Origin of the sequence: Thioalkalivibrio sp. AKL17, from assembly GCF_000377885.1 — a bacterium.
Classification (GTDB): Bacteria; Pseudomonadota; Gammaproteobacteria; order Ectothiorhodospirales; family Ectothiorhodospiraceae; genus Thioalkalivibrio; species Thioalkalivibrio halophilus.
This window is the reverse complement of the sequence record NZ_KB898764.1, coordinates 352,108-366,317: the sequence shown is the minus strand read 5'-3', so window position 1 is coordinate 366,317 and position 14,210 is coordinate 352,108. Positions and strand designations below refer to the sequence as shown.

Below are 14,210 nucleotides of genomic sequence, written 5' to 3'. Positions count from 1 at the left end.
GGTCCCGCGGCTTCAGGTGAACGGTTTCAGGCGAGGTTGTCGCGGATCGCCTGCGACACGGCGTCCAGCTCCGCGGGCACCCGCGTCGGCTGGACCACGCTCTGACTGATCGCGGTGTCCGGGTCCTTGAGCCCGTTACCGGTGAGCGTGCAGACCACGGTGGACCCCGCCGGGATTCGCCCCGAGCGAATGTCGCGCAGGGCGCCGGCCAGAGAGGCAGCGGAGGCCGGTTCGCAGAACACCCCCTCCTTCTCCGCCAGCAGTTTCTGCGCGGCCAGGATCTCGTCGTCCGCGCATTCGTCGAACCAGCCACCCGATTCCTCGCGCACCTTCCACGCCATGTCCCAGGACTGCGGATGGCCGATGCGGATCGCGGTCGCGACCGTGTCGGGATCGTCCACCATGGCCCCGCGCATGAACGGCGCCGAACCCGAGGCCTGATAGCCCACCATGTGCGGCCGGTTCCCGACCATGCCGCCGCCGGCATACTTGCAGTGCCCCTGGCAGTAGGCGCAGGCGTCGGTCACGTCCTCGCTGCTGCGGGCGGCCATCTCGCTGTAGCCGATCCAGTGCGCGGTGATGTTGCCGGCATTGCCCACCGGCAGGCAGTGATAATCCGGTGCCCGACCCAGCTCCTCGATGATCTCGAACGCCGCAGTCTTCTGGCCCTGCAGACGGTACGGATTGACCGAATTGACCAGGGTCACCGGCGTGTTCGAGGCGACTTCCTTGACCAGGCGCATGCCATCGTCGAAATTCCCGGCGATCTGGATCACCGTTGCCCCGTGCATCATCGCCTGGGCCAGCTTGCCCATCGCGATCTTGCCGTCCGGGATCACCACGAACGCGGTGATCCCCGCGCGGGCGGCATACGCCGCGGCGGCGGCCGAGGTGTTGCCGGTAGATGCGCAGACGATCGCCCGCGAACCCTCTTCCACGGCGCGGGTGACGGCCATGGTCATGCCCCGGTCCTTGAACGAACCGGTGGGGTTCAGGCCCTCGAACTTGACGTAGATCTCCACCTCGCTATCCAGCTCGCGCGGGATGTTGTTGAGGCGGATCAGCGGTGTCGCCCCCTCCCCCAGCGAGATCACGCGGGTGTCGTCGTGGACCGGAAGGCGATCGCGGTAACGGTCGATCAGGCCGGTGTAGCGGTGTCCGTGGGCCATGCGGATTCTCGTGTCGTGGATCGGATCAGTCGGTTGTTCAGAGCGCTTCCATGCGGATGCGCGTGATCGGCGTCAGCAGGTGCGGCAGTGCCTCCACCGCGGTGATGGCCTCGTTCATCGCACCTTCCCGCACCGCGTGCGTCAGCATGATGATGGTGGCCTCGCCGCGCTGCGGATCGGGTTCGCGCTGCAGAATGGCCTCGATGCTGATGCCGTGCTCGCCGAGGATGCGGGTGATATCGGCCAGCACGCCCGGCCGGTCCTGGGTACGCAGGCGCAGGTAGAACGAGGTGTGTACGTCTTCCATCGCCAGCACCGGGTGATCCGACAGCGCATCCGGCTGGAACGCCAGATGCGGCACGCGGTTCTCGGGATCGGTGGTCAGGGCGCGCACCACGTCGACCAGATCGGCCACCACGGCCGAGGCCGTGGCCTCGGCCCCGGCGCCAGCGCCGTAGTACAGCGTCGGGCCGACCGCGTCGCCCTGCACCAGCACCGCGTTCATTACCCCGTCGACATTGGCGATCAGCCGGCGTTCCGGAATCAGGGTCGGATGCACGCGCAGCTCGTAGCCGTTGTCCATGCGCCGGGCGATGCCAAGATGCTTGATGCGATAGCCCAGCTCGGCGGCGAAGCTCACGTCCTCGCGGGTGATCCCGCTGATGCCCTCGACCGCCACGCGATCGAACTGCAGCGGGATGCCGAAGGCGATGGAGGCCAGGATCGCCAGCTTGTGGGCCGCATCGATGCCCTCCACGTCGAAGGTCGGATCGGCCTCGGCGTAACCCAGCGACTGAGCCTCCGCAAGGACGTCCTCGAAGTCACGACCCTTGTCGCGCATCTCGGTGAGGATGAAATTGCCGGTCCCGTTGATGATCCCGGCCAGCCACTCGATACGGTTGCCCGCCAGCCCCTCGCGGATCGCCTTGATGATCGGGATGCCACCGGCCACCGCCGCCTCGAAGGCCACCATCACGCCGCGCGCATGGGCCCGCTCGAAGATCTCGTTGCCGTACAGCGCGATCATCGCCTTGTTCGCGGTCACCACGTGCTTGCCGGCATCGATCGCCCGCAGGACCAGATCACGCGCGGTTTCGGTACCGCCCATGAGCTCGACAACCACCTCGACTTCGGGATCGTCCACCACCACGCCAGGGTCGGTGGTCAGGCGGATTCCGGAAGTGTCGCAGTCGCGCTCGCGCTCGATGTCACGGGCTGCCGCGGCCACGACCTCGATCCCGCGTCCGGCGCGCCCGGCGATGTCGGTGCCGTTGCGGGCCAGCACGTTCACCGTGCCACAGCCCACGGTACCCAGTCCGAGAATTCCGATCTTTACCGGCGTCATATGATCCTGTTTCCCTGATCGTCCGGATGCACCGCATCCGGGTTTTGGTCTTCGAATGCCTGGTTACGCGGAGGCATCGGCGAGGACGGAATCCGCCCGGAACATCGCCTTGATCCCCCGCAGGGCCTGGCGCGTGCGCTGCTCGTTCTCGATCAGGGAGAAGCGCACGTGGTCATCCCCGTAGGAGCCGAAGCCGATCCCGGGCGAGACCGCCACCTTGGCGTCGCGCAGCAGCTTCTTGGCGAACTCCAGCGACCCCATCTCGCGATAGGGCTCGGGGATCGGCACCCAGACGAACATGGTCGCCTTCGGCTTTTCCACTGCCCAGCCCAGCTTGTTCAGGCCGTCGCAGAGCACGTCGCGGCGCACGCGATAGGTCTCGCGGATCTCCTCGACACAGTCCTGCGGCCCTTCCAGCGCGGAGATCGCCGCCACCTGAATGGGCGTGAAGGTGCCGTAGTCGAGATACGACTTGATCCGCGCCAGGGCGGCCACCAGCGTGGGGTTGCCGCACATGAAACCGACCCGCCAGCCGGGCATGTTGTAGGTCTTGGACAGGGTGTAGAACTCCACCGCGATGTCCTTGGCGCCCGGTACTTCGAGGATCGAGGGGGCCCGATAGCCGTCGAACGCGATCTCGGCGTAGGCCAGATCGTGCACGATCCAGATCCCGTGCTCGCGGCAGATCTCCACCACCCGTTCAAAGAACTCCAGATCCACGCACTGCGTGGTCGGGTTCCCCGGGAAATTCAGGATCAGCATCTTCGGCTTGGGCCAGGAATCGCGGATCGCGCGCTCCAGCTCGGCGAAGAAATCGACATCCGGGGTCAGCGGCACGTGGCGAACGTCGGCCCCCGCGATCACGCAGCCATAGGGATGGATGGGATACGCCGGGTTCGGCACCAGCACCGCGTCGCCCGGCCCGAGGGTGGCCAGCGCCAGATGCGCCAGGCCTTCCTTGGAGCCGATGGTGACGATCGCCTCGGTTTCCGGATCGAGTTCCACATCGAAACGGTCCTGGTACCAGCGGGTGACGGCGCGCCGCAGCCGCGGGATCCCGCGCGACACCGAATAACGGTGGGTGTCGCCGCGCTGTACCGCCTCGGTCAGTTTGTCGACGATGTGTTTCGGAGTCGGCTGGTCCGGGTTGCCCATGCCGAAGTCGATGATGTCCTCGCCCCGAGCTCGTGCCTCGGCCTTCAACTCGTTCACGATGTTGAAGACGTAGGGGGGCAGTCGCTCGATGCGGGGAAAGACGTCGGTCACGGGTCGATTCCTGATTGGGCCCGGGATCACCGGGCGTAGGCTTTGCGGCGCTGGCGACCGGCGCGATCAGGATACGCGCACCCTGATCCGGCGCGCGCCGGGAAACGGGTCAAACTATAACCCGCATGGGAACCTGTCAACGCACACCGCCGCAAGGCTTGTTTCGCCACCCGCGCTTTAGCTATGATTCGCGCCCGTTCGTGGCCGGGTGCCACGAGCGCATGTTGAGCCATACGAGGTATGACGACACCCATGGACAGTTGCAGTTGCCGATGCACGAAGGCCGCCGGCGCGGCGGATGACGTGTATCCAGCTGTCCGTCGGACCCGGACCCGCCGCCTCCTCGTCTGAACGAGGCCCCGGAACCCGGTCCGTCGTGACGTGGATACACGCCGGATACGGGTTCCCGCACATCCCGGTAGCGACCGGGTCGTGCCTGCCCCCACCGCCCGCTCCCCGATCGGGGACCTCCGGACGGCCTTCGCATCGTGTGTTTTTCCGTTTCACCGAACCGATGCGAGGAGACCGAACATGACCGAATTGGCAATGGATACCGTGCAGGATTTCCACACCGGCGCCGAATTCCGCGGTGAAAGCGCCGTACCCGGGGTGCACTGGGCCGACATGCGCCCCGACCCCGCCGTAGCCGGCATCCAGGGCGCACTGGAGGCCGGCCAGCTGGCCGCCGCGCGCATGCGCTTTCTCAACCTCACCGAGCGGGCCCAGGCCGACGTTCTCGGAGCGCTGGATCCGCATTCCGTGGCGCGCCTCGCCGACCGCCTGCCCAGCCACGGGCTGGCGCGTGCCTGCGAGCAGCTGCCGGCCGGCGTACGCCGGGAGGTGCTCGACGCCCTGCCCGCCGGCAAACGCCACGGGGTCGGGGTAATCCTGGATCATCGCGCCCGGCTGTGAAGCCAGGCCGCTGGTCCCGGCGAGGCCCGCTCCTGCTCGCCGGGACCCTGATCGGAGCCGCGGCGGTTGTGGCCTTCATCGCATGGAGCCTGGGACAATGGCGTCCCCAGCCAGAAGGCGGCGACTTCACCCTGGAAAGCGCAGCCGGTCCAGTGTCCCTTGTCAACCGCCGGGGTCAATGGACAGTGCTGTATTTCGGCTTTACCCATTGCCCGGATGCCTGTCCGGTCAGCCTCTCCCGCTGGGCCAAAGTCTTCGATGAACTGCCGGCGGACAAACGCGACGCAGCGGGCCTCATCCTGATCTCCGTCGACCCATGGCGCGATGATCCGGAACACCTCGCCGAATATGTCGATTTCTTTGATCCGGCCTTCACCGGGGTGACCGGCTCGCCCGAACAGATCGCGAAGGTGGCCGGGCGCTACGGTGCGGAATACGAGCGGGTGGAACTTGACTCGGCGTTGGCATATACCGTCGACCACTCCACCTGGAGCTACCTGATCAACCCCCGAGGCGAGATCGTGCACATGTATCCGGACGACACGCCGGCTTCGGTGCTTGAAGATTCCCTGCGGGAACACATGCAGGCATCGGATCAACACTGAATCGGCTCTGCCAGGGCACTGCATCGGCGCAACGGCTTTCGCTTCGCCTTCTCCCGCGTGAAACGATCCGGGAGGATGTCAGCCCGTGGCTGCGCGGGACGGATCATAGACGCTGACCACGCCCTTGCCCTGACCCTTCGCCTGATAAAGGGCTACGTCGGCCTGCTTCAACAGATCATCCACATCACGCGCCCCCTGGCCGACATGGGCAATCCCGACGCTGCCCCCGACCTGGACAGTAATGCCCGCAGTCTCCAGCTCCATGGTCCGCGCCATGTGTTCCAGCAACCATTGCCCGACTTCCCGGGCCGCCTCCCCGTTGCCATAACCCTGCAAGACCACGACGAATTCGTCGCCGCCCAGGCGCGCGACCAGGTCGTCCGCCTGGACCGCATGACGCAGCCGCTGCGCCACCACGCGCAGCACCTCGTCCCCGGCGTCGTGGCCGTGGGTGTCATTCACCGGCTTGAAGCCGTCCAGATCCATCAGCAGGACGGCCAGGGGTTGGCCGTCACGCTCCCACGCCCGCAGGCCCTGCTCCAGAACCTGCAGCAGTCGGGTACGGTTGGGCAGGTCCGTCAGCATGTCGTGGAACGCCAGGCGCTGCATGGTCTGTTCGGTCCGCCGGCGCTGGGTGATGTCCTCCATGGTCAGGATGGCCATCACGGGCTGGCTTTCCTCGTGCAGCACCACGGAAACCTCAAACAGGCCTTCCTGCCCGTTGGGGAGACGCAGGCTGATCTCCTTTTTATCCAGCACGCGATCGGGCGACGACTGCAGTTCGGCCACCAGTTCTTCCCAGGTCCCGGGCACGGAGCAGATCAGGGTATCGCGCACGCTGGCCCCGGGCGCCGTCAGGCCCATGTTGGTGCTCCAGGCCTCGTTCGTGTTGACCACCGTCTCGTTGTCCAGGCGGATCACCGCCGCCGGCACGGGCATGACCCGGAGCAGATCCAGCAGCCGGTTCTTCATCTGCACCACGGCCTGGATCAGGGGCGCATCCCGCACATCGTCCGGAAGCTGCTGATCGGAGATCAGATCCCCCTGCATGATGTCCTGTGCCATCTCGATCACGTGCTGGTCCTGATAGGCCTCGCGGCGAAGCCAGATGGACAGGTAGATCATCATTGCGATGAACGGCAGGAAATAGGCAACGTGGACCCAGAACAGGGTCCAGAATTCGGGTCCGTCGAACACGTACACCGGCACGCCCAGGGTCTGGGTATACCCCAGGATCAAGTGATGCAGGTAGATCACCAGCGTCGCCATGGCGATAGTGCGCCAGTCGCGGTAATACAGCAGGATGCCGATCAGGCCGAAGGCGGCGAAATGGGCCTCGGTCATCCCCTCGCTCTGATGGATGATCAGCCCGGTGAACACCATGAACGCGGCTGCCATGTACAGCCGAGTGATCAGCGTCCCCGCGTAGCGGGTCCCCAGTATGAAGGCGAGGATCAGGGTCGGCACGCCCACCGTCAGCACGGCCAGCCAGGTCCCGTACCACGGCGCCAGGGCCACACAGACTGCCAGCAGGAAGGCGTTCATGCCGATCATGATGTGATCGGCGCGCTCGCGATAGGTCCTCAGCAGGACGTCAAAGCGGGCCTCGTGTTCCAGCCAGCGGGGAAAGAGGTTCATGCGCCGGCACTCAGACAGAAGACTCCGCGCTGGGCGCTTTCATACGCGAGATAGCCAAGCATGGACATGGAGTAAACCAGCCATGTCAGGACCCAGGCGACCGGGCGTCGCCAGAAGGCCGGCGCGGCTTCCTGCGCTACGGTCGCTTGCTTGCTGACGTCGCGCCCCATGGATGCCCCCGTGTCGTACGTCTCAAGACTCAATCGCGCATCCCCTTGCCCGGGGACACAAGGTCATGCCCTCGATCAGAGCATGGTATCATTAGGGTTGTCTCGCAACACGCCCGTGTCCCGGGATCGCTCACGTCGGCATAATCCCGATTCACCGTCTGCCTGAAGACCCGCTGCCTTGCGTTCGTTCATCGCCCGTCATCCACTGCTCGCCGGAGCCCTGTTCCAGGGTGCACTCATCCCCGTGGCGTTCGCGCTGGCGGCGCTCGCCGGAGTGCCGCTTCTGGGCGCGATGGACTGGAGCATCGAGGCCGTGGCCCTGGGCCTGCTGGTCACCACCCCGATGTTCCTGCTGGTCGCCGTGCTGGGCTGGACCGACCACCCGGCGTTTCGCGACATTCGGGCACAGCTGCAGGAATTCCTGGATCTGCTGTTTCGCGGGGCCCCGGCCGGCTCGGTAGTGCTGATCGCGGTGCTCGCCGGGGTCGGCGAGGAGCTCCTGGTACGCGGCGTATTACAGCAGTGGCTGGGTCTGCACCTGCCGCCCGGGGCCGCGATCCTGCTGGCCTCGGTGCTGTTCGGGCTGGCGCACTACGTCAGCCATCTGTACTTCGTGTTCGCCACCCTCATCGGCCTTTATCTCGGCTGGGTCTACCACGTGACCGAGAACCTGGTGGTGGTGATGATCGCGCACGCGGCCTACGACTGGGCGGTCATCCGCTGGTATCTGGCCCGCCCCGTCTGAGGCGCCCGCGAACGCGTCCGCGCTACTCTGCCGGATCGCGGGCGTGCGCCTGCAGCACGTCCAGCGGGATGATCGCCAGGGTTTCTTCGTGGGTCGCCCGCAGATACACCCCCGGCGCCACACCGGCCCGATACGCCTCGACCCAGCGGCCGGCGCACAGGCACCACCGGTCTCCGGGCTTGAGCCCGGGGAAGCCGAAGGCCTCCATCGGCGTCACCAGATCGTTGCCCTGCGCCAGGGAATAATCGAGAAACGCCTGCGTCACTTCGGCACAGACCGTATGGATACCGGTGTCGTCGTGTCCGGTGGCACAGCGCCCGTCGCGATAGAACCCGGTCACCGGGTCGCGGCCACAGGGCTCGAGTTCCTCACCGAAGACATTGCGCGAGGCAAAGGGCTGCATTGATGGCTCCCTGAGTACGGATTCAGATTCACAAGGATACCCGATCTGCGCATGGCGTTTCGCGCAACCGGACTCGCCGGGCGGATCCGGCGCGATTGCACCGGGCGGATTCCCATCGCCATAATGAGCCAATAGCGGTCGGGTACCAGGCAGGAATCAAGGATGAAAACGGATCAACAGCAATACGGGCCCGACGATACGCTGGTCATCGATTACCGCAGCCTGATCGAGGACCACCCGCACATCATCACGGTGTACCGGCCGGACACGACCATCCTGTTCGCCAACCGCATGGCGCGGGAATACTTCGGCGCCGATCTGGTCGGCCGGCGTTGGATCGAGGATCTGCCCCCCGAACACCAGGAGGCCAACCTCGCCGACCTGGCCCGGTTCACGCCGGAACAGCCGGTCCGGATCATCGAGAACCCGGTCATTCGGGCAGACGGTACACAGCGCTGGGTCGAGTGGACCTCCCGTGCCTTCTTTGACGAGCATGGGCGGATCACCCACCTGCAGACCCTGGGCATTGACTCCACCGAGCGCCACCGTGCCCGCGAAGCGCTGGAACAGCGCGAGGCCGAACTCGCCGAGGCGCAGCGCATCGCCCATCTGGGTTCCTGGATCTCCGATTTCGAAAACGACGAGATCCGCTGGTCGGACGAGGTCTACCGCATCTTCGGCATGACCCGGGAGCAGTGGGGCGCCAACCACGAGTCGTTCATGGCGGCCGTTCACCCCGACGACCGGGAGCGGGTCCAGCAGGCGATCAATGCCGCCCTGCGTCCGGACGGTCCGGAATATGACATCGAACACCGCATTCGCCGCCCGGACGGCACCACGCGGGTGGTCTATCAGCGTGGCACCGTGCGTTTCGACGATCAGGGCCGTCCACGGCGCATGGCCGGGATCGTGCATGACATCACCGAACGCCGCGAGACCGAAGACCGGCTGCAATACCTGACCTGGCACGATCCCCTGACCGGCCTGCCCAACCGCGAACTGTTCCTGCAGCGGCTTAACCAAAGCATGGAATACGCCCGCGACCGCGGTTCGCCCTTGCTGATCCTCCATCTGGGCCTCGACCGCTTCAAGGGGATCAACGAAGGGCTTGGCCACGCCACCGGCGACGCGCTGCTGCAGCGCGTCAGCCAGCGTCTGGAAGGTGCCCTCGAGGAAGGCGACACCCTGGCCCGGATCGGTGGCGACGAATTCGGCATCGTGCTGGGCCACAGTGCCGAGGCCGAAACCCTGGTCCGGCAGGCGGCCGGCCTGGTCGATCATTTGAAGGACCTGTTCGCGATCGATAGCGAAGAGGTCTACGTCCCCGGATCGGCCGGGGCGGCCCTCTACCCCGACGATGGCAGCGAACCCGACGAGCTGTTGCGCCGCGCCGGTGCCGCCATGGATCAGGCCAAGCGGGAAGGCGGTAACGGGCTGCGTTTCTGCTCCGGCGAGCGCAACACCACGGCGCGCGCACGGGTCGCCCTGGAAGGCCAGCTACGGCGCGCCGTCTACCGTCAGGAAGGCTTCTTCCTGCACTATCAGCCGCGGGTCGAGGCCGGGAACGGGCGCATTACCGGTCTCGAAGCCCTCCTCCGCTGGCAGGATCCCAACGGACAGGTGCTGTCGCCGGGGACCTTCATCCCGGTACTGGAAGAAACCGGACTGATCCGTGAACTGGGTGAATGGATCCTGCGCGAGGCCTGCCTGCAGCATCAGCGCTGGAAGGCCAGCGGACTGCCCTCGCCACGGATCTCCATCAACCTGGCCGCCCCGCAGTTCCGTGATCAGGATCTGCCGCGCCGGATCCGCCGGATCCTGGCCGAAACCGGCACGCCGGCCGATGCGCTGGAGCTCGAGGTGACCGAGAGCATGCTGATGGCCGACATTCAGCGGGTCATCCACACCCTGGGGGCATTTCGCGACATGGGGCTGCGGGTGGCCCTGGACGACTTCGGCACCGGCTACTCGTCACTCGCCTACCTCCAGCGTTTCCCGCTGGACGTGCTCAAGATCGACCGCAGCTTCGTGCGCGACCTCGACAATGGCGGCAGCGGCGAGGCCATCGTGCGCACGGTGCTCAGCCTTGCCGAAAACCTGGGCCTGGAAACCGTCGCCGAAGGCGTGGAAAACATCGAACAGCAGCGTTTCCTGGAAGCCGCCGGCTGTGACACTCTCCAGGGGTTCCTGCTCGCCCGCCCCGCTCCCGCGGCACAGTGCGCCGGACTGCTCGCACGGGGCGTCATCGCCCGGGACAAACGCTGAGGAATCAGGCTTCCGGGCGCATGTGCGGGAACAGCAGCACGTCGCGGATGGAGCTGGAGTCCGTCAGCAGCATCACCAGGCGGTCGATCCCGATGCCCTCCCCGGCGGTGGGCGGCAGGCCGTGCTCCAGGGCGCGGATGAAGTCGGCGTCGAAATGCATGGCCTCGTCGTCACCGGCGTCCTTCTCCGCGACCTGCTCGCGGAAACGCTCGGCCTGATCCTCGGCGTCGTTGAGCTCGGAGAACCCGTTGGCGATCTCGCGCCCGCCGACGAACAGCTCGAAGCGGTCGGTGACGAACGGGTTGTCGTCGTTGCGCCGGGCCAGCGGCGAGACCTCGGTGGGATAGGCGGTGATGAACGTCGGGTCGTGCAGCTGGTGCTCGGCGGTGGCCTCGAACAGCTCGGTCCACAGCTTGCCAAGCCCGACCCCCGGCTTCACCTCGATGCCCTTGCGCTCGCAGTGCGCACGCACGCGCTCGATGTCGTCCAGGTCGGCATCCGCGATATCGTCGTTATGGGCCAGGATCGCCTCGCGCACGGTCATGCGCGCGAACGACCGGCCGAACTCGTAGGTCACGCCCTGGTATTCCACGGTGGTGGTCCCCAGCACGTGCTCGCACAGCCCACGCAGCAACGCCTCAGTGCGATCCATCAGCGCATGGTGATCCACGAAGGCCTCGTAGAACTCCAGCATGGTGAACTCGGGGTTGTGCCGCGTGGACAGCCCCTCGTTACGGAAATTGCGGTTGATCTCGAAGACCTTCTCGAACCCGCCCACCACCAGGCGCTTGAGGAACAGCTCCGGCGCCACGCGCAGGTACAGCGGCATGTCCAGCGCGTTGTGGTGGGTGACGAACGGGCGTGCGGTCGCCCCGCCCGGGATCACCTGCATCATCGGGGTCTCCACCTCGAGAAAGCCCGCATCCTCGAAGTAGTCACGGATGAAGCGGATGATCCGCGTACGCCGCCGGAACAGCTCGCGCGATTCCGGACTGGTGATCAGGTCCACGTAGCGCTGGCGGTAGCGCGCCTCCTGGTCGGTCAGGCCGTGGAACTTCTCCGGCAGCGGCCGCAGGGCCTTGGTCAGCAGGCGGAATTCGGTCAGGTTGACGGTCAGTTCGCCGGTCTTCGTGCGGAACAGCGTGCCGCGCGCGCCGACGATGTCGCCCAGATCCCACTGCTTGAACGCCGCATACACCCCTTCCGGCAGGGCATCGCGCTGCACGAACAGCTGGATGTCCCCACTCATGTCCCGCAGGCGCACGAAACTGGCCTTGCCCATCACCCGTTTGCCGATCATGCGCCCGGCTACGCAGACCTCGATGCCCTCGGCCTCCAGCGCCTCGCCCTCGGTTTCATCGTGCGTGGCGTGCAGCTCGCCGGCCAGGGCATCCCGGCGGAAGTCGTTGGGGAAGGCGTTGCCGGCCGTGCGCAGCTCGTCGAGCTTGGCGCGGCGCTGCGCGATCAGCTTGTTCTCGTCGGTTGTTTCGGTCATCGAGGGTTTTCCGGGGGTTACAGCCCGCTCTTCAGGCTGGCTTCAATGAAGGGATCGAGGTTGCCGTCGAGCACGCCCTGGGTGTTGCCGACCTCCACGCCTGTGCGCAGATCCTTGATCCGCGACTGGTCCAGGACATAGGAGCGGATCTGGCTGCCCCAGCCGATGTCCGACTTGGTCTCTTCCTGCGCCTGTTTGGCCGCGTTCTGCTCCTGGATCTTCTGCTCGTACAGCTTGGCCCGCAGCTGGTTCATCGCCATCTCGCGGTTCTTGTGCTGCGAGCGTCCGGCCTGACAGGCGGCCACGATGCCGGTCGGCTCGTGGGTGATGCGCACCGCCGAGTCGGTAGTGTTGACGTGCTGCCCGCCGGCCCCGGAGGAACGGTAGGTATCCACGCGCAGGTCGGACGGATCGATCTCGATCTCGATGTTCTCGTCCACCTCGGGCGAGACGAACACCGACGCGAACGAGGTATGGCGGCGGTTGCCGGAGTCGAACGGCGACTTGCGCACCAGGCGGTGGACGCCGGTCTCGGTGCGCAGCCAGCCGAATGCATGGTCGCCCTCGACACGCACCGTCGCGCTCTTGATCCCGGCGGTCTCGCCCTCGGAGAGTTCGGTGACCTCCACCTTGAAGCCCTTGCTCTCGGCCCAGCGCAGATACATCCGCAGCAGCATGTTGGCCCAGTCCTGCGCCTCGGTGCCGCCGGAACCGGCCTGGATGTCGACGTAGGCATTGGCCTCGTCCATCTCGCCGGAGAACATGCGGCGGAACTCCAGGGCCTCGACGCGCGCGGTCAGCCCCGCGACATCCGCCTCGACCGAAGACACGGTTTCCGCGTCATCGTCGGCCTCGGCCATTTCCAGCAGTTCGCGACTGTCCTTCAGTGCATCCGTGATCTCGCGGATGTTGAGGACGATGCCCTCCAGCTGGGCCCGTTCCTTGTTCAGGGCCTGGGCCTGCTCCGGTTGATTCCAGATGTCCGGGTTTTCTTCCAGCTCGCGCTGGACTTCTTCCAGCCGTTCTTCCTTGCCAGCGTAGTCAAAGATACCCCCTCAGGCCGTCGATGCGGCCTTGCAGGTCTTCGATCCGGCTGTAGAGCGGACTCAGTTCCATGGTGTGTCCCCGTGCGGAAAAAGCCCGAGAGTATACCAAGCCCGGCCGCCTGCGTGGTATCACTCATGCACGGAGTTACAGACCGGGCCAGGGCATCCGCCGGCGCCACAGCGCCCAGGTATCGCGTCCGCGCAGTATGCGACGCGGGCCCTCCGCCGGTGGCAGCAGTGGATCCTCGATCTCCAGACGCCCGGTTCGGCCGAAGCGCAGGCCGGCGGCACGCGGGGCGATGACCTCGAGCACCAGCGAGGTCAGCAGCTCGGCCATGCGTTCCGGGCTCGCCGGACCGTCCAGCGAATCCATCACGATCACGTCGCCACCCGACGCCGGATCGGGATTCCAGTCCGCCCCCGCGGTCTCCGCCAGCCAGCGGCCGTGGATGCCGCCGCCGGCGACCCGCACGGCCGGCGCAGCGGGCGGCGGCTCGCCCGGCGACCAGAACCACAGCCCCTGCACCGGGTCCAGACCGCTCTGTTCGCGCTGCTGGTTGACCGGATGCTGAAACCAGGCCATCTGGATCGCGTTGCCCAGCACCTGCAGGCAGCGGGCGGCCTCGCTGTCCAGGCCGGCGGCCGGCATCGGCCGGCCCCAGCCTGCCGACGGGCTGCGGGTGCCGTCGGCACCCGCGGCGGCCATCGACAGCAGCCACAAGCCCTGCGGCGACTGATCCAGCCGCGCCCCGACCTTTTCCAGCTCCGGTGCGGCGGCCGCCCAAAGGGCCTCCCGATCGGTATCGGCGACCCCGTCCACCGGACGGGCGGTCAGGTCCCGCATGCCGGCATTCAGTGCTACCGGACTGGCCAGCCAGGTACGCAAGGCGGACCCCGTCTCTCCTCCGTTTCCGGGTTCCGTATATCCCAGCGCCTGCGCGAGGGTCCGCTCCCAGCCGGGCGGTTCGTCCGGTCGCACCCCCGTGACGGTTTCAGCGGGCGTCGCCGCGCGCGAACGCGCGAGCAGCTGCCGCAGCCAGCGTACCGCCAGCCCGCCGCCCCCGGCGGCGCGTGCCGCCACCAGGGCATCGCGCAGCCCCGGCACCAGAATCCGCACGTCGCTCATCGCAGCCACCTCCGCGGAACAGCCA

The 14,210-nt window shown here is 66.7% G+C and carries 13 protein-coding genes; 4 read left to right on the top strand and 9 right to left on the bottom strand.

Translation table 11 applies throughout. The annotated features are described in order from the left end of the window. Nucleotides 1-26: 26 nt before the first annotated feature. From thrC to alaC, 3 genes are all read right to left on the bottom strand, one after another. The gene (gene thrC / locus D577_RS0101685; RefSeq protein ID WP_018945868.1) at nucleotides 27-1,169 is read right to left on the bottom strand and encodes a threonine synthase; all 1,143 of its coding nucleotides are present in this window, start codon (nucleotides 1,167-1,169) and stop codon (nucleotides 27-29) included. Between the two features lie 37 nt (nucleotides 1,170-1,206). After that, on the bottom strand, nucleotides 1,207-2,514 hold the full coding sequence (locus D577_RS0101680) for a homoserine dehydrogenase (protein ID WP_018945867.1): 1,308 nt from the start codon (nucleotides 2,512-2,514) through the stop codon (nucleotides 1,207-1,209). A gap of 63 nt (nucleotides 2,515-2,577) precedes the next feature. Further along, nucleotides 2,578-3,780, bottom strand: a complete 1,203-nt coding sequence (gene alaC, locus D577_RS0101675; protein ID WP_018945866.1) for an alanine transaminase — start codon at nucleotides 3,778-3,780, stop codon at nucleotides 2,578-2,580. A 531-nt stretch (nucleotides 3,781-4,311) separates the two neighbouring features. Between alaC and D577_RS0101670 the strand changes: the two genes are divergently transcribed. After that, nucleotides 4,312-4,692, top strand: a complete 381-nt coding sequence (locus D577_RS0101670; protein WP_018945865.1) for a magnesium transporter MgtE N-terminal domain-containing protein — start codon at nucleotides 4,312-4,314, stop codon at nucleotides 4,690-4,692. Nucleotides 4,693-4,760: 68 nt separating this feature from the next. Then, a complete protein-coding gene (locus tag D577_RS0101665) occupies nucleotides 4,761-5,297 on the top strand; it encodes an SCO family protein (protein WP_026288850.1) in 537 nt (178 codons plus the stop codon). Nucleotides 5,298-5,375: 78 nt separating this feature from the next. Here D577_RS0101665 and D577_RS13785 read toward each other — a convergent pair whose 3' ends face one another. After that, nucleotides 5,376-6,935, bottom strand: a complete 1,560-nt coding sequence (locus tag D577_RS13785) for a GGDEF domain-containing protein (protein WP_051073604.1) — start codon at nucleotides 6,933-6,935, stop codon at nucleotides 5,376-5,378. Beyond that, a complete protein-coding gene (locus D577_RS0101655; RefSeq protein ID WP_018945863.1) occupies nucleotides 6,932-7,138 on the bottom strand; it encodes a hypothetical protein in 207 nt (68 codons plus the stop codon). Before D577_RS0101655 ends, D577_RS13785 begins: the two co-directional genes overlap by 4 nt. 145 nt (nucleotides 7,139-7,283) lie before the next feature. Between D577_RS0101655 and D577_RS0101650 the strand changes: the two genes are divergently transcribed. Next, nucleotides 7,284-7,850, top strand: coding sequence for a CPBP family intramembrane glutamic endopeptidase (locus tag D577_RS0101650; protein ID WP_018945862.1), 567 nt, complete (start codon nucleotides 7,284-7,286; stop codon nucleotides 7,848-7,850). Between the two features lie 22 nt (nucleotides 7,851-7,872). Here D577_RS0101650 and D577_RS0101645 read toward each other — a convergent pair whose 3' ends face one another. Then, the gene (locus D577_RS0101645) at nucleotides 7,873-8,253 is read right to left on the bottom strand and encodes a DUF2237 family protein (protein WP_018869605.1); all 381 of its coding nucleotides are present in this window, start codon (nucleotides 8,251-8,253) and stop codon (nucleotides 7,873-7,875) included. A gap of 162 nt (nucleotides 8,254-8,415) precedes the next feature. Here D577_RS0101645 and D577_RS0101640 point away from each other — a divergent pair, with 162 nt between their 5' ends. Next, complete coding sequence (locus D577_RS0101640; RefSeq protein WP_018945861.1) at nucleotides 8,416-10,518, top strand: bifunctional diguanylate cyclase/phosphodiesterase; 2,103 nt, start codon at nucleotides 8,416-8,418, stop codon at nucleotides 10,516-10,518. 4 nt (nucleotides 10,519-10,522) lie between these two features. Here D577_RS0101640 and lysS read toward each other — a convergent pair whose 3' ends face one another. From lysS to D577_RS0101625, 3 genes are all read right to left on the bottom strand, one after another. Next, nucleotides 10,523-12,013: a lysine--tRNA ligase gene (gene lysS / locus D577_RS0101635; RefSeq protein ID WP_018945860.1), complete on the bottom strand. Its 1,491-nt coding sequence runs from the start codon at nucleotides 12,011-12,013 to the stop codon at nucleotides 10,523-10,525. A gap of 17 nt (nucleotides 12,014-12,030) precedes the next feature. Continuing rightward, nucleotides 12,031-13,129, bottom strand: a protein-coding gene (gene prfB / locus D577_RS0101630) for a peptide chain release factor 2 (protein WP_099049988.1) whose coding sequence is annotated in 2 segments (ribosomal slippage) — nucleotides 12,031-13,056 and nucleotides 13,058-13,129 — 1,098 coding nt in all. Because the reading frame shifts where the segments join, the coding sequence is not laid out codon by codon here. Between the two features lie 75 nt (nucleotides 13,130-13,204). Further along, a complete protein-coding gene (locus D577_RS0101625; protein WP_018945859.1) occupies nucleotides 13,205-14,185 on the bottom strand; it encodes a hypothetical protein in 981 nt (326 codons plus the stop codon). Between the last annotated feature and the right edge of the window lie 25 nt (nucleotides 14,186-14,210).